Origin of the sequence: Stenotrophomonas sp. SAU14A_NAIMI4_8 (genome assembly GCF_003086695.1) — a bacterium.
In the GTDB taxonomy this organism is placed as follows: domain Bacteria; phylum Pseudomonadota; class Gammaproteobacteria; order Xanthomonadales; family Xanthomonadaceae; genus Stenotrophomonas.
Genome location: NZ_CP025999.1, coordinates 200,653 through 216,034 on the forward strand (window position 1 = coordinate 200,653; position 15,382 = coordinate 216,034).

Sequence of the window (15,382 nt, forward strand, 5' to 3'; positions counted from 1 at the left end):
GGGCGGCCTGCGAAGGTCGCCCGCCACAGCATCCACGCACGGCGTGGATCTACTCCGTGGGCATGCATCGTCGCGGCTGATCGCGCACAATCAGGGCATGTCCCCGATCCGCACGTCCCTTCTGCTGTCGGCCTGCCTGCTGCTGGCCGCCTGCGCGTCCACGCCGCAGGATGTCCGCAACCCGCTGGCTACGTGGGTGCCATCACCCAACCAGAATGCGCGTGGCCCGGTGGCCATCGTCATCCACCATACCGACCAGGAATCGGTGCAGCAGAGCCTGCACACACTGCGCACCGCCAACAGCGGCGGCCCGGTCAGCGCGCATTACCTGATCGGCGCCGATGGCCATCGCTACCAGCTGGTGGCCGATGCACGCCGCGCCTGGCATGCCGGCGCCGGCCGCTGGGGCACGCTCACCGATCTGAATTCCACGTCGATCGGCATCGAGCTGGACAACAATGGGCATACGCCGTTCACCGCAGCGCAGATCGACGCGCTCATCGTCCTGCTGCGCGATCTCACCACGCGCCTGAATATTCCGCCGCGGCAAGTGATCGGTCACGCCGATCTGGCTCCCACGCGCAAGGCCGATCCCAGCCGTTTCTTCCCGTGGCAGCAGCTGGCCGCCGCCGGTTTCGGCGTGTGGCCGCGCGCCAGCGATGGCCCCGCACCGGACGGCTTCGACGCGTGGAACGCGCTGGCCCGTTTCGGCTACCCGCTGGACGATCGCGAAGCGGCTGTCGCCGCGTTCCATCGCCGTTTCCGTGGCAGTGACGATCTGCCGAAGACGCTGGACGCCGAAGACGCCCGCATCCTGCATTCGCTGCTGCTGCAGACGCCGTAAGCCGGTAGCGCCGGGCCATGCCCGGCGAGCGCGCAGCGCGGGATCCGCTTTCCGCCGGGCATGGCCCGGCGCTACCGAAGGTTGCTCCGCCACCATCGGCCCCACTACATTGCGACGATGATCACTGTTACGTCGTCACCGCGCGCACTCCTCCTCCTGCTTGGCGCCGCCGTGCTGGCCGGTTGCTCCACCACCAGCCCCCGTCCCGAAGCCCCTGCCGCAGCAAAGCCGGCCGCCACCTACGCCAAGGCCGACTGGAATGCGTTGCCGGTCGTTTCCGATACCGACCTGCTGGCCGGCTTCAGCGCCTGGCGCAGCAGCTGCAGCCGCCTGAAGAACGATGCGGTCTGGGCACGACCCTGCACGACCGCAGCCACGGTGTCCGACAAGGACCCGGCCGCCATCCGCGCCTTCCTGCAGCGCGATCTGCAGGTCTATGCACTGCGCGCCGGCGGCCACCGCGAACAGGGCCTGATCACCGGCTACTACGAACCCATCTACAGCGGCAGCCTGACCCGCACCGCGACCGCCACCGTGCCGGTGTATGGCACGCCCGACGACCTGGTGGTGGTGCAGCTGGACAGCCTGTACCCGGAACTGAAGGGCAAGCGTCTGCGTGGCCGCCTGGACGGCAAGGTGCTCAAGCCCTATGACGATGCCGGCACCATCGCCAGCAAGGGCGCCAAGGCCCCGGTGTTGGCCTGGTTGACCGACCCGATGGACCTGCAGCTGCTGCAGATCCAGGGCTCGGGCCGGGTGCGCCTGGCCGATGGCAGCCAGGTGCGGCTGGCCTACGCCGAACAGAACGGCCACCCGTACCGCGCCATCGGCCGCTGGCTGGTGGACCAGGGCGCGCTGAAGAAGGAAGACGTGACCATGGACGCGATCCGCGCCTGGGCCCGGGCCAACCCGGCGCGCGTGCCCGAACTGCTGCGCAGCAACCCCAGCTACGTGTTCTTCGTGCGCAACCCCGACAGCCCGGAAGGCCCGCGCGGTTCGTTGAACGTACCGCTCACCGCCGGCTACAGCGTGGCGGTGGACCGCAGCGTGGTGCCGCTGGGCAGCCTGCTGTGGCTGTCCACCACGCGCCCGGATGGCAGCCCGGTGGTGCGCCCGGTGGCCGCGCAGGACACCGGCGGCGCCATTGCCGGCGAAGTGCGTGCCGACCTGTACTGGGGGAGCGGCGACGCCGCCGGCAAGCTGGCCGGCGACATGAAGCAGCAGGGCCGCATCTGGCTGCTGTGGCCGAAGGGCGCCGCCCTGCCGAACTGACCCGGCCGGGGTCGGATCCCTTGCCGCAGGCAAGGGCTCTGACCCCGGATGCCTGATAATGGCGCCATTCCGAACTGTCCGGCCCCCGCCAATGAAGAACGTCAAAAGCCACACCACCAAGAAGTACTACAAGCACTGGGCCGAATCGGGCCTGGGCAAGGGCAACGTGCTGATGGAAGCCCGCGGCGAGAAGATCGTGCGCCAGGTGGAAATCTACGGCACCAAGCTGGTCTGGGCCGACGAGCACGGCCAGAGCGACGACCGCTTCGTGCTGGCCGACCAGCCCGTCTCGTTCCTGGATTTCGACGAAGACGACGAAATCAGCGCCCGTGAATTCGAAAGCGCCTGGAAGAAGGCCCGCGAAGCCACCGGCTACCCGGTCTAACCCACCCGCCCTTGTAGAGTCGAGCCATGCTCGACTGGCATCTCCGTAGAGTCGAGCTTGCTCGACTGCTCCTGGCAGCGGCAGTCGAGCAAGCTCGACTCTACCGGGCTCACGGGTGAAATGTTATAGAATTACATTTTGCCCGCACCCTTCCACCCCCATGAAGACCCCCACCCTGGTCGCTGCCCTCGCGGCCGCCCCCTTCGCCCCCGATGCCTTCGCGCAATCGGCCGACGCCGCGCTCACCCTGGGCAAGGTCGACGTGCACCAGCACAGCGAAGGCCAGTTGAGCGCGCACCAGGTGCTGACCTCGGTGGACGTGCTGGGCGCAGACCAGATCGAAGACCGCAACGTCTCGCACAGCTGGGAACTGCTGGGGCAGATGCCGGGCATCCAGCTCACCGAAACCCGGCAGGGTGCCGAATCGGGCAAGGTCAGTTTCCGCGCCTTCAACGGCGAGGGCTACCTCAACGCCATCAAGACCCTGATCGACGGCATTCCCAGCAACGTCAACAGCGGCAACCAGCGCTTCATCGACATGCTGTTCCCGCTGGAAATCAGCTACATCGAAGTAGTGCGCGGCACCAACGACCCGCGCTACGGGCTGCACAACATCGGCGGCAACGTGAACTTCGGTACCCGCCAAGGCGGCAACTACACCGACGCGCGGCTGGCCTACGGCAGCTACAACACCCGCGATGCGCAGCTGGCCATCGGCCGTGAAAGCAACGGCTTTGCACAGAACTACTTTGTCGGCCAGCAGGCCAGCGATGGCTACCGCGACCACGACACCTCGAAGAAGTACGCGCTGGGCGGCAAGTGGTTCTACGGTTCGCTGGAAGACGGCCTGCGCGTGGGTTTGACCGCGCGCGCCTACCACCACGAAGCCGACGAACCGGGCTTCATGACCGCCGAGGAACTGCGCACGCACCGTCGTGGCATCGACCTGCGCAATGCCAACGATGGCGATGACCGTGACATGCGGCAGATCGCCGCGCACCTGGATCTGGCGCTCAGCGATGCGCTCAGCTTCGGCACCCGCCTGTACTACAACCGCTACGAAGACGACCGCCGCGTCACCTTCAGCGACCTGCCCAGCGGCAACCTGCCGCGCCAGCGCCGCGTGTGGGATGAGCGCCAGGCCGGCCTGATCAGCACGCTTACCTGGCAGGCCGCGCCCGTGCTCACCGTCGAAGCTGGCCTGAACTACGAACAGCAGGACAACGGCTACATCCGCGAGCGTTACAGCTACGCCGAGCCCACCGACTTCAGCGTGGCGCCGGCGCGGGTGCAGAACAACGACCGCCACAGCTTCGACAACTGGGGCGCCTACGTGCAGGCCATCTACCAGCCAAACGATGCGTGGAAGATCGTGCCGGCCTACCGCGTGGACCGCTTCAGCGGCCGCACCCGGCTGATGGATGGCAGCACCGGCCGCCTGCAGGATTACGGCAGCATCGGCCAGCCCAAGCTGAGCGTGATCCACAGCCTGGGTGCCAACACGCACGTCTACGCCAACTGGGGCCGCACCTTCCAGGTGCTCACCGGGTCCACCGCACCGGCCTATCTCACCCCCGGCCAGGCGCCGATGCAGCCGTCCACCAACACCGGCATGGAGCTGGGCCTGAAGTTCCAGCCGTTCCAGGGCGCGCAGGCGCGTCTGGCGGTGTGGCAGCAGGATGCGGAAAACGAGGTGTCCAACATGCCGGCCACCGGCACCACGGTCACCCTGGGCAAGACCCGCCGCCGCGGCGTGGATGCGCAGCTGAGCCTGCAGCTGGGCGATGACTGGACCGTGTGGGCCTCGCATGCCTACCAGGAAGCGAAGATCACCCGCGACGACCGCGATGCCAGTGTTTCCCTGCAGGGCCGCGAAGTGGCCGCCACGCCACGCCACATCAGCAACCTGGGCGTGGATTACCAGGCCAGCGACGCACTGCGGCTGGGCCTGCAGGCACGCGCGCAGGGCGACTACTACCTGGAAGAGCGCAACGTGGCCGGCAAGTTCGGTGGCTTCGCCGTGCTCGATCTCAGCGCCGCGTACCAGATCAACCCGCGCTGGAGCGTGGACCTGCAGCTGAAGAACGTCACCGGCCGCGAGTACGCCTACGCCTGGTACGACAGCTTCTTCTGGGACAGCGCCCGCCCGATGTTCTCGCCCGCGCCCGGCCGCAGCGTCTTCGTCGGCCTGAACATGAAGCTGTAACCCGGCCATGCACCCGGTAGTGGTCGAGCTTGCTCGACCTGCGGCAGGGGTCACCGCGCATGGGGTCAGATCCCTTTTCGCAGAAAAGGGCTCTGACCCCGGACAGGTTCATGCCACCGCGTTGTAAGGCTCGATCCGCGCCAGGACCTCAGCCAGCTTCTCCTTGGTCATCGCCGCATCGAAGTCGGCCTGCAGGCCGATCCAGAACTTGTCAGAGACGCCGAAGTAGCGCGACAGGCGCAGGCCAGTGTCTGCCGTTACGGCGCGATGGCCCGTAACAATCTCGCCGATCCGGCGCTGCGCCACGCCAATGGCCTTGGCCAATCGGTACTGGGTGATGCCAAGTGGCTGCAGGAATTCGTGCAGCAGGATCTCGCCTGGAGCGGGGTAGGGGACGGTTCGCATGAAATGGCCCGTTCGCAAGATTCGGTAGTGTGGCAAGCGCGGGTCTTTGGCGGAATAGGGCAAAGCGACGGCGTTCGACGCATCTGGTGCGATGGGGTCAGAGCCCTTTCCTGCGGAAAGGGATCCGACCCCGGACCTCACCGCGCATGGGGTCAGATCCCTTTTCGCAGAAAAGGGCTCTGACCCCCACACCTCGTTTTGCACTACATTGGTGCAATGTCCGACCCCGCACCCCCGCCGTCCCTTGATGCCCTCGGCACGCCGCTGGCCTGGGCCGGGGCCGATGGCCGCATCGTCGGCTGCAACCCCGCCTTCGCCCGCTGGCTGGGCGTCAGCGTCCGCCGCCTGCTGGGCCAACCGCTGGCCGCGCTGGAAGTGCAGGGCGAGGCACTGGCCCATTTCCTGGCCCGCGACGAGCGCGACAGCCTGCGCCTGAACCGGCTGGCGCTGGCCGTACCGGGCGAAGGCGCGCGCTTCGCCGAAGGCTGGATGAGCCGCCGCGATGACGGCGGCTGGCTGCTGGAAGCGCACCCGGTGGATGAATTTCCTGGCCTGGACCCGACCCAAGCCCTGCCCAGCGCGCTCAGCGCCGCCTTGAAGGGCCTGGCCCACGAACTGCGCAACCCGCTGGCCGGGCTGAAGGGCGCCGCCCAGCTGCTGGCGCGCCGCGCGGCCCAGCGCGATGCCAGCGAACGCGAACTGATCGAACTGATCGGCTCGGAAATCGAACGCCTCAACGGCTTGCTCGACCAGCTGCTGTCGCCGGCACCGGCCGCGCCGCACGCCCCGCTGAACATCCACGCTTCGCTGGAGCGCGTGCTGCGCCTGGCCGAAAGCGAAGCCGGGTGGGCGGTGCGCCTGCAGCGCGACTACGACCCCAGCATTCCCGAATTCGCCGGCGACGCCGACCGTCTCACCCAGGCCGTGTGGAACCTGGTGCGCAACGCCATCCAGGCCGGCGCCGGGGTCATCACCCTGCGCACGCGCGTCGAACATGGCGTGCGCATTGCCGAACAACTGCACACGCTGGCACTGCGCCTGGAAATTGCCGACGACGGCCGCGGCGTGCCCGAAGAACTGGCCGAGCACCTGTTCCTGCCGCTGGTCAGCGGCCGCGCCGAGGGCACCGGGCTTGGCCTGGCGCTGGCCCAGCAGGTCACCCGCGAGCATCGCGGCACGCTGACCTACCGCTCGCGCCCCGGCCATACCGTGTTTACCCTGCTGCTGCCGATCGGCAACGGCACCGCCCCGGCCGAGGAGGCCCCGCGCGATGTCTGACGTCTCTTTTTCCGCGCAGCGCATCTGGGTGGTCGACGATGACCGCGCCGTGCGCTTCGTGCTGTGCACCGCACTGCGTGAAGCCGGCTACCAGGTCGATGATTTCGACAGCGCGGCAGCGGCACTGAAAGCGCTGGCCGAGAACCCTCCACCGGCGCTGCTGTTCACCGATGTACGCATGCCCGGCGACGATGGCCTGGTGCTGCTGGACAAGCTGAAGGCCGCGTTGCCGCAGCTGCCGGTGGTGGTGATGTCGGCCTACACCGATGTGGCCAGCACCGCCGGTGCGTTCCGCGGTGGCGCCCACGAATTCCTGTCCAAGCCCTTCGATCTGGACGATGCCGTGGCGCTGGCCCAGCGCGTGCTGCCAGCGGTGGCCCCGGCCCTGGCCGCGCCGACCCCGGTGAGCGAAGCGCCCAGCGACCAGCCGCCGCAGCTGGTGGGTGACACCCCGCCCATGCGCGCGCTGTTCCGTGCCATCGGCCGCCTGGCGCAGGCACCGCTGGCGGTGCTGATCACCGGCGAAACCGGCACCGGCAAGGAGCTGGTGGCCAACGCGCTGCACCGTGAATCGCCGCGTGCGCAGGGCCCGTTCGTGGCGCTCAACACCGCCGCGATCCCGGCCGAGCTGCTGGAAAGCGAATTGTTCGGCCACGAAGCGGGCGCCTTTACCGGCGCGCAGCGCCGCCATATCGGCCGCTTTGAGCAGGCCAACGGCGGCACCCTGTTCCTGGATGAAATCGGCGACATGCCGCTGCCACTGCAGACCCGCCTGCTGCGTGTGCTGGCCCAGGGCGAGTTCTTCCGGGTCGGCGGACGCGAGTTGATCCATGTGGACGTGCGCGTGGTCGCCGCCACCCACCAGGATCTGGAAGGGCTGGTCGCGCAGGGCAAGTTCCGCGCCGATCTGCTGCACCGTTTGGATGTGGTGCGCCTGCAGCTGCCACCGCTGCGCGAGCGCCGCGAAGACATCGCGCAGCTGGCCAGCACCTTCCTGGCCGCTGCCGCGCACAAGCTGGACACACCGCCGAAGCGGCTGACCGCCGCTGCCCTGCAGGCGCTGCGCGAGCACGATTGGCCCGGCAACGTGCGCGAACTGGAAAATGTCTGCTGGCGCATGGCCGCGCTGGCCGCCGCCGAGACCATCGGCGTGGCCGACGTGGACACCGCGCTGAACCGCACCCGCCAGCGCCGTGGTAGTAGCCACGCAGCGGGTGCCGATCCGGGGCAGTGGGAAACCCTGCTGTCCGAATGGGCGCGCCGGCAGTTGCAGGAAGGGGCCGAAGGCCTGCATGCGCAGGTGCGCGATCGGGTGGACCACGCCCTGCTGGAGGCCGCCCTGCAGATCACCCACGGCCGCCGTGCCGAGGCCGCCGCGCGCCTGGGGCTGGGCCGCAATACGCTCACCCGCAAGCTGGGTGCTGGCCGCCGCCGCGGCAGCCATTGAACGGAATCTGCACACCCTGCTCGCGCCCGCTTGCCGAACCGTTGATCCGTCATGGACGATGCCGTCCGTAGTGTTACCTGCAAGGAGTCTTCGATGCGTCTTTCACATGCCCTTCTGCCGCTGTCCGCCGCCGTGCTGCTGTCTGCCTGTGGCAGCGCGCCGAAGAAGCCGCAGCCCACGCCGCCGCCGCCGAACGTTATCAGCACCGCGCAGCAGGCCGAAGCGAACCTGTCGCCGGCCTCGGCCAGCATCGTCAGCGGTCGCCTGGTGTTGAAGCCGGAAAGTGGCGGCGTGCACCTGACCGGGTTGATCGGTGGGCTGCAGCCGATGCAGCAGGCCGGCTTCCACATCCACGAACGCGGTGACTGCAGTGCGGTCGATGCCAGCAGTGCCGGCAATCACTTCAACCCCGGCGGCAGCGCGCATGGTCGCGCCGGCAGTGGCAAGCATCACTTGGGTGACATCGACAACCTGCAGGCCGATGCGCAGGGCCGCGCCAACATCGATGTACACCTGAAGGGCGTTACCCTAGGCGGAGGCGCCGCCACCGATATCGCCGGTCGTGCACTGGTCGTGCATGCCAACGCCGATGACTATCGCAGCCAGCCCGCCGGCAATGCCGGCGTCCGCATCGCCTGCGGCGTGATCCGGGTTACCCGCTGATCGCCCGCCGGCACCCTCACCAAGGAGATTCACATGCGTCTGATCCACACTTCGCTGTTCGCGGCCATCGCCGCCCTGGGCCTGGCGGCCTGCAGCCAGCCGGCCACGCCGGAAGCCGAAGCACCGGCCACCACCCCGGCCGAAGGTTCGGCAGCACCGGCCGATCCGGCCAGTGCCCCGGCTGCCGACGCGGCTGCTGCCGCCACCACCGAAGCCACGGCCAGCGCCGAACTGGCACCGACCCAGGGCAATGAAACCAAGGGCAGCGTCACCTTCAAGGTGGTCGATGGCAAGGTGCACGTCAGCGGCCAGATCAGTGGCCTGAAGCCAGGCAGCGAGCACGGCTTCCACATCCATGAAAAGGGTGACTGCAGCGCGCCGGACGGCATGAGCGCCGGCGGCCACTTCAACCCGGGCAAGCAGGACCACGGCAGCGTGGCGGCCGATCCGCACCACGGCGGCGACATGCCCAACATCAAGGCCGACGACAAGGGCGTGGCCACCATCGATGGCCCGGTGTCCAGCAACGTCAACATCGGCAAGGGTGATGACTTCGACATCATCGGCCGAGGCCTGATCGTCCACGCCGACGCCGACGACTACAAGACCCAGCCGACCGGCAACGCCGGCGCGCGCCTGGCTTGCGCGGTCATCCAGAAGGCCCCGTAAGAAAGCAGAAGCGCCGGCGAAAGCCGGCGTTTTTCATTGTGCTGGCGCCGGGCCATGCCCGGCGGATTGCATCCGATCGCCTTACAACGGCGCCGCGGCCAACTTCCTGGCCTGCACCGCCACTGCATCGCAGGCGGCCGTGCTGCCTTCGCAGAGGGTGGCCATCTTCCGGGTGCGACGAAACGGATGTTCGCGATCCCAGCCGATCGCCGTGCGCATGCGCACCACCGAGGGCGCCAACGGATGTGGCGCGGTGAACAACACCCAGGTGGTGGCGGTGTAGTCGGGGTCGTTCTCCACCGTTTCCTTGCTCGTCTGCAGCACGACCATGCCGGCCGGCGTCTGCGCCTGCAGTCGCTCGATGTCCTTGCGCTGCGGCAGCTTCTCAGCGAACGCTGCCACGCTGGTGTACTCCAGCGGCAGATTGTCATCACCCGTGCGCACCGGGGCGCTGGCCTGGGCCAACCCGCTCAGGGCCAGCCCGAGCAGGCAGGCGGCACGTCGGCAAGCAGAAACGGCCATCGCAGGAACTCCTGTAGGTGGCGCCGGGTCATGCCCGGCGGAGCGCCGCTTTCGTAGAGTCGAGCTTGCTCGACTGGCCCTTCGCGCAACGGTAGCGCCGGGTCATGCCCGGCGGAAGGTATCCCACGAATATCAGCGCGCCAGCAGCGCGCGCGCGTCCTGGCCGGCTTCGCAGTGTACGAACAGCACCGGCACGCCGTGTGCCTCCAGCACCGCCGCCATCTGCCGCTGGCGCATCAGGAACTGCTCGTAGATGCCCTGCAGGCGATCACAATCGCCCTTGGCATGGTTGTAGTACGCGCACCAGCCAGCCGGGTCGAACAGCGCCATGCGCGCCTCGCCCTGCACATAGCGCAGCAGCGGTTCCGGCGCCGCGTCCAGCCACTCTTCCTCGGCCGGGGCCAGGATCGCCGTCTCGATCAGCGGCCACAGTGCGGCCAGGCCCTGGTTGTCGTACTGCATCGACATCATCGCGGCCAGGTCATTCACCGTGAAATAGCGCGCATGCTCGACCCGCGCGCCGAAGCCCTTCTGCGCCATCAGCGCGGTATCGGCATGGGCCATGCCGTTGGCCAGCAGCGTTTCTTCCAGCGCATCGGCCACCGCGGCAATGGTGGCCGCATCGGTGCCGGTCAGCAGGAACGGCACCACGCGCAGGCCACCGCCCACCAGGGTGGCATCGGCCTGGAACGGCAGCGGCACGTCGCCCTGCGCATCGGCACCGAAGGCCAGCAGACGCGGGCCCTGGTTGCTGCCGGGCGCACGCATCTGCAGTTCTTCCAGGCGGCGGTGGATCGGCCAGCCCGGGCGCAGTACTTCGGCCGGGTCGAAATGGGCGGCGGCGAAGACCAGGTCCAGCTCGGCTACCTGCGGCACCAGCTTGGAAAGATCGCGGCCGACACGTTCGGCCAGTTCGCCGGCCTGTTCGGCGCTGAGGACCGCCTGGCCAGGAATTTCTCCGCCGGCCAGTTCCAGGGCCAGCACGCCAAGGGCGTTCATCGCGGGGTCGGGTTTGCTCATGGTTCCACGGTTGGCCCATCACAGGGCGGCAGCTACACTTGGCCCCATTATGCCTGCTCTGTCGTGCAGGCCATGTTGCAGACACCCTCATCCATGCCAGGTATCTCCATGCCCAACGCTCGTCCCGTCGCCATCCTCGGTGGCGTCCGCATTCCGTTCTGCCGCCAGAACACCGCGTATTCGGATGTCGGCAACCTTGGCATGTCGGTACGTACGCTGGGCGCGCTGGTCGAACGGTTCGGCCTGCATGGCCAGCAACTGGGCGAAGTGGCCATGGGTGCGGTCATCAAGCATTCCAGCGACTGGAACCTGGGCCGCGAGGCCACCCTGTCCTCGGGCCTGTCGCCTTTGACCCCGGGCATCACCCTGCAGCGCGCCTGCGGCACCTCGCTGGACAGCATCATCACCGTCGCCAACAAGATTGCCCTGGGGCAGATCGAATCGGGCATCGGTGGCGGTTCCGATACCACCTCCGACGTGCCGATCGTCTACGGCAAGAAGCTGCGCGCGCGCCTGCTGGCCGCCAACCGGGCCAAGACCACCGGCGACAAGATCCGTGCCCTCACCTCGGGGTTCAAGTTCTCTGAACTGAAGCCCGAGTTCCCTGGCGTGGCCGAGCCGCGCACCGGCAAGAGCATGGGCGATCACTGTGAGGACATGGCCAAGGAATGGAACATCTCGCGCGATTCGCAGGACGAGTGGGCTGTCTCGTCGCACAAGAAGCTGGCCGCCGCCTATGAGCGCGGCTTCTTCAATGACCTGATCGCACCGTTCCGCGGCGTGGAGCGCGACAACATCCTGCGCGCCGATACCTCGCTGGAAAAGCTGGCCACGCTGAAGCCGGCGTTCGACAAGGTGTCCGGCCGTGGCACGCTCACCGCAGCCAATTCCACCCCGCTCACCGACGGCGCCGCGGCCGTGCTGCTGGCCAGCGAAGAGTGGGCACGCGCGCACGGCCACGAGCCGCAGGCCTACCTGCGCGATGCGCACGTATCGGCGGTGGATTTCGTGCACGGCGAAGGCCTGCTGATGGCGCCGACCGTGGCCGTGCCGGAAATGCTGAAGCGCAATGGCCTGACCCTGCAGGATTTCGACATCTACGAAATCCATGAAGCCTTCGCCGCGCAGGTGCTGTGCACCCTGCGCGCGTGGGAGAGCGAGGATTACTGCCGTAACCGCCTGGGCCTGGATGCACCGATGGGCCGCATCGATCCGGACAAGATCAACCTGCTGGGATCGTCGCTGGCCACCGGCCACCCGTTCGCCGCCACCGGCGCCCGCGTGATCGCCACCGCTGCCAAGCAGCTGGCCGAACGTGGCGGCGGCCGTGCCCTGGTGTCGATCTGCACCGCCGGCGGCATGGGCGTGGTGGCGATCGTCGAACGCTGAGCGCATCAAACGTTGGAATTGAAAACGCCGCCCATCGGGCGGCGTTTTCGTAGCGCGATGCGTCGATGGTCACGGCAACCGCGGGTTGCCGAACGCGTCGCGTTCTTCGTTCGCGTCATACACCGGCGGCTGCACCGCCGTCGGCTGCTCTTCCACCGTGGCCCGCAGCGGTGCCTCGGCGGTGCCGTCACGCACCAGCGCCACGCTGTCCTCGCCGCGCTGCAGGCGCAGGGCGTTGCCCAGGCACTGCGCGGCCAGTGCCGGTTCGCCACGCTGGGCGAAGGCTTCGCCCAGCGCTTCCCAGGCCGGCGCACCCGCACCGGCGGCAACGGCCTCGTGCAGGAAGGTTTCCGCCGCCGCCCAATCCTGCTGCGCCAGTGCCACCCGGCCCTGGGCCAGGCGCAGCGCTGCCGAATCCGCATGCACGTTGCGCCAGCGCTGCAGGTTGGCCTGGCGGGTGGCCAGGCGGTCTACCGGCAGGCGCCCGTACAGCGCCACCAGTTCGTCGTCCCAGCGCTGGTCCAGTGCCTGTTCCAGTGCCAGCAGGGCAGGTTCGTCCCATTCCAGCGCCACCGCGCGGGTGGCATAGGCACCCACCACATCGGGCGTCGGCCGCAGCGCCTTGGGCGTGGTTTCCCACTGTGCGGCCAGCGCGTTCACATCGGCCGCTTCCAGCAGCGCCTGCGCGGCAAGCCGGGCTTCCAGTTCGCTGGCGGCTTCGCTGGGCAGTACCTTGCTCTGGCGCAGCGCGCCCAGCTGGCCGTATGCCTCGTGGGCACGGCCGGCGCGGGCCAGCGCTTCGGTGCGCAGCCACAGGCCACGCGGCGGCAGCGGCTGGATCGCCGCCACGTCCAGCGCATTGATCGCATCCACCGGCAGATCGCGGGCCAGCAGCTGCTCGGCGCGCAGCAACGCATGCAGCGTGGCATCGCGCTCGCCCAGCCGCTGCAGCAGCGTTTCACCGCCGGCGCCGTCGGCCCGCGCCTGCGCGCTGCGCACCGCGTTGGCCAGCGCGATCGCCGTCACCTCCGAATCCTGCGCAGCACCGTCCAGGAGCTTTTCCGCGCGCTGCCACTGGCCCTGTTCATAGGCCTGCAGGCCATCGATCAGGCGCACCCGGCCCTGCTTGCGGCGGTAGCGGCCCCAGGCACGGAACGGTGCGGCAATCAGGCTCCACAGCAGCCACAGCACCAGCACGGCGATCACCGCCAGCAGCGCCACCTTGGGCAGGTTGCTGTGGTAGTCGTAGCCACCGTGGCGCAGGATCACCTCGCCATAGCGGTTCAGGTCTTCGGCGCCCAGCCATTGCGCGGCAACGATGCCAATGGCCACGGCCAGCAACAGCACGACCAGGGATTGCACGGGCTTCATAGGGTCTTACCTCCGGTCGGTCTGGGTGCGCAGCTGCCGCAGCGTGCTGCCAAGTACGTTGCCATCGGCCTGTAGCGGCAGTTGGCGCAGGGCCTGCAGTTCAGCACGTTGCGCGCGCAGGGCTGGTGAATCCGGCCAGCGGCGCTGCGCCCACTGGTCCACACGGGCCAGCGCGGCATCGCGGCCGCGGCCATCACCGCGCTCAATGGCGGCACGGGCCAGGGTCAGTTCCAGTTCCAGTGCCTGTTCGGCGCTGGCACGTTCGCCGGCGGTCAGTGGCCCCTGCAGGCGGCTGGGGGTGATATCGACGAAGGCTGCGATGACCGCCTGCCACCAGGGCCGCGCGACCGGCGCCACGGGCGAGCTGGGCTGCACCTGCGAAGGCAGGCGCTGCAACGCCTGCGAGACCGCATCCAAGCGCTGCAGGGCCAGCACGCGCGGGCCATCGCCCAGTGCATCCAGCGCTTCGCGTTCCTGCACCAGCGCCTGGCGCAGGTTCAGGCCATCGCTGTCGGGCAGTTCGGCCAGCGCGGTGGCGGCCAGGCCGTACAGGCGGCGCGCGCCATCCACATCGTCGGCGAAGGCCAGGCGCTGGGCGGCCTGGGTCAGCAGCAGCTCGGCCTCGTCGCGCTGCACCGCCTGGCGGCCCAGGTTGGCGCTCTCGGTCAGCTTGGCCAGGTTTTCTTCCAGCAGCGCGCTGCGCTGGGACAGGCCCAGCATCTCGTCGCGCAGCACGCGGTTGGTGGCCGCCGCATCCTGCAGGCGCTGGCTGCTGGCGCGCTGGTCGCGGCGCAGGGCGTCCACCGCTGCTTCCAGGCCCTGCAACTGCACGGCGGCGGTCTGCGCCTGCGCCTGCTGTTCGCGCTGCTGGTGCTGCCAGTAGTACCAGGCGCCATAGCCGGCAGCCGCCAGGCCCACCACCACGGCAGTGGCCAGCAGCCAGCGGGCACGGGAACGGGGGGCGGCAGGGGGCGAAGTGTCGTTCATCAGGCTTCCTTGTCGGCGGCGCGCCCGGGTGGGCCCGGCCGGCGGCGTTGCACACAGCATCACCGCTGGCGTTCAGCGCAGCAAGCGTGCGCCCGGCGCCTGTTCAGTTCGCTGCCGGGGCGGTGAGTGCGGCGTGTGCGGCCGCGGTCATCTGCGCGACAGTGGGGCCTTCGCTGCGCACCACGCGCTGCAGGCCCAGCGCCTGCGCCTGCGCCGCCAGTCGTTCGCTGGCGGCCAGCACGGTGGCCTGCTGGCGCAGGCGCTGCTGCCAGGCCGGCGACAACTGCTGCCAGAACCGCTGCAACGCCTCGCCGCTGCTGACGCCCAGCAGCCAGGGCGTCGCCGAATGGGTCAATCGCGACAAGGTACGGCGCGGCAGGCGCAGCGGCACGCGTTCGTACACGTCCGAACGCAGGATCTGCGCACCGGCCTGCTGCAATTGCGCGGCAATCAGCCCGCGTCCGCCGGGGGCGGTCACCAGGCCGATCTGCAGCCCCTGCACGTTGTCCAGGGCGGGCAGGCCCAGCAGCCCTTCGCTGTCCATCCGCTGCGGTGCCTGCACGTCGGCCACGCCCAGCGCCTGCAATGCACGTGCGGTGCCTTCGCCCACGGTCAGCCACGGGCCGCGCTGCGCGGCGGGCAGGTCCACCCACGCCGCTGCAGCCGCCACCGCCGCCGGGCTGGTGAAGACCACCCGCGGGCAGGCCAGCGCCTGGTTCAGCCGTTGTTCCACCGCCGCGCCCTGCAAGCGCCGCAGCCGCCACGGCGAAAACGCCAGCGTGGTCCCGCCGTAGCGGGCTGCGGCGCGGCGCAACCCGGCATGCTGCCCCTGCGGGCGCAGCGATATCAGGGTCCAGCCAGTGGGTATCGTATGGTCGGGCATTGACGTCATTATGCGGGCCCTTCGTTGTCGTGGTTGCTGCT

At 69.0% G+C, this 15,382-nt stretch carries 15 protein-coding genes; 9 read left to right on the top strand and 6 right to left on the bottom strand.

Annotated elements, in window-relative coordinates; all coding sequences use genetic code 11:
* The first annotated feature begins 97 nt into the window (after window positions 1–97).
* From C1930_RS00810 to C1930_RS00825, 4 genes are all read left to right on the top strand, one after another.
* Window positions 98–844, top strand: coding sequence for an N-acetylmuramoyl-L-alanine amidase (locus tag C1930_RS00810; protein WP_108755052.1), 747 nt, complete (start codon window positions 98–100; stop codon window positions 842–844).
* Between the two features lie 117 nt (window positions 845–961).
* Window positions 962–2,116, top strand: a complete 1,155-nt coding sequence (locus C1930_RS00815) for an MltA domain-containing protein (RefSeq protein ID WP_108755053.1) — start codon at window positions 962–964, stop codon at window positions 2,114–2,116.
* A gap of 91 nt (window positions 2,117–2,207) precedes the next feature.
* Window positions 2,208–2,501 (top strand): hypothetical protein, encoded by a 294-nt coding sequence (locus C1930_RS00820; protein WP_108751784.1) that lies wholly within the window; start codon window positions 2,208–2,210, stop codon window positions 2,499–2,501.
* A gap of 160 nt (window positions 2,502–2,661) precedes the next feature.
* On the top strand, window positions 2,662–4,707 hold the full coding sequence (locus C1930_RS00825; RefSeq protein WP_108770859.1) for a TonB-dependent receptor: 2,046 nt from the start codon (window positions 2,662–2,664) through the stop codon (window positions 4,705–4,707).
* 108 nt (window positions 4,708–4,815) lie between these two features.
* Here C1930_RS00825 and C1930_RS00830 read toward each other — a convergent pair whose 3' ends face one another.
* Complete coding sequence (locus tag C1930_RS00830; protein ID WP_108770860.1) at window positions 4,816–5,112, bottom strand: HigA family addiction module antitoxin; 297 nt, start codon at window positions 5,110–5,112, stop codon at window positions 4,816–4,818.
* Between the two features lie 216 nt (window positions 5,113–5,328).
* Here C1930_RS00830 and C1930_RS00835 point away from each other — a divergent pair, with 216 nt between their 5' ends.
* From C1930_RS00835 to C1930_RS00850, 4 genes are all read left to right on the top strand, one after another.
* Window positions 5,329–6,390 (top strand): ATP-binding protein, encoded by a 1,062-nt coding sequence (locus C1930_RS00835; RefSeq protein WP_108770861.1) that lies wholly within the window; start codon window positions 5,329–5,331, stop codon window positions 6,388–6,390.
* A complete protein-coding gene (gene ntrC, locus C1930_RS00840; RefSeq protein ID WP_108770862.1) occupies window positions 6,383–7,837 on the top strand; it encodes a nitrogen regulation protein NR(I) in 1,455 nt (484 codons plus the stop codon). The genes C1930_RS00835 and ntrC overlap by 8 nt, the downstream gene beginning before the upstream one ends.
* A 93-nt stretch (window positions 7,838–7,930) precedes the next feature.
* Window positions 7,931–8,500, top strand: a complete 570-nt coding sequence (locus C1930_RS00845; RefSeq protein WP_108755059.1) for a superoxide dismutase family protein — start codon at window positions 7,931–7,933, stop codon at window positions 8,498–8,500.
* A 33-nt stretch (window positions 8,501–8,533) separates the two neighbouring features.
* A complete protein-coding gene (locus C1930_RS00850) occupies window positions 8,534–9,169 on the top strand; it encodes a superoxide dismutase family protein (protein ID WP_108770863.1) in 636 nt (211 codons plus the stop codon).
* 81 nt (window positions 9,170–9,250) lie between these two features.
* Here C1930_RS00850 and C1930_RS00855 read toward each other — a convergent pair whose 3' ends face one another.
* Window positions 9,251–9,691, bottom strand: a complete 441-nt coding sequence (locus tag C1930_RS00855) for a hypothetical protein (protein WP_159093513.1) — start codon at window positions 9,689–9,691, stop codon at window positions 9,251–9,253.
* Window positions 9,692–9,823: 132 nt separating this feature from the next.
* Window positions 9,824–10,711 (bottom strand): hypothetical protein, encoded by an 888-nt coding sequence (locus C1930_RS00860; protein WP_108755062.1) that lies wholly within the window; start codon window positions 10,709–10,711, stop codon window positions 9,824–9,826.
* Between the two features lie 93 nt (window positions 10,712–10,804).
* On the opposite strand from C1930_RS00860, the gene C1930_RS00865 reads away from it, so the two are divergent.
* The gene (locus C1930_RS00865) at window positions 10,805–12,100 is read left to right on the top strand and encodes an acetyl-CoA C-acetyltransferase (protein WP_108748044.1); all 1,296 of its coding nucleotides are present in this window, start codon (window positions 10,805–10,807) and stop codon (window positions 12,098–12,100) included.
* 69 nt (window positions 12,101–12,169) lie between these two features.
* Here C1930_RS00865 and C1930_RS00870 read toward each other — a convergent pair whose 3' ends face one another.
* The 3 genes from C1930_RS00870 to C1930_RS00880 all read right to left on the bottom strand — a co-directional run bounded on the left by C1930_RS00870 (window position 12,170) and on the right by C1930_RS00880 (window position 15,350).
* Window positions 12,170–13,471 (bottom strand): heme biosynthesis HemY N-terminal domain-containing protein, encoded by a 1,302-nt coding sequence (locus tag C1930_RS00870; protein WP_108770864.1) that lies wholly within the window; start codon window positions 13,469–13,471, stop codon window positions 12,170–12,172.
* A gap of 6 nt (window positions 13,472–13,477) precedes the next feature.
* Complete coding sequence (locus tag C1930_RS00875; protein WP_108770865.1) at window positions 13,478–14,458, bottom strand: uroporphyrinogen-III C-methyltransferase; 981 nt, start codon at window positions 14,456–14,458, stop codon at window positions 13,478–13,480.
* Window positions 14,459–14,561: 103 nt separating this feature from the next.
* Window positions 14,562–15,350 (bottom strand): uroporphyrinogen-III synthase, encoded by a 789-nt coding sequence (locus C1930_RS00880; RefSeq protein ID WP_108755065.1) that lies wholly within the window; start codon window positions 15,348–15,350, stop codon window positions 14,562–14,564.
* Between the last annotated feature and the right edge of the window lie 32 nt (window positions 15,351–15,382).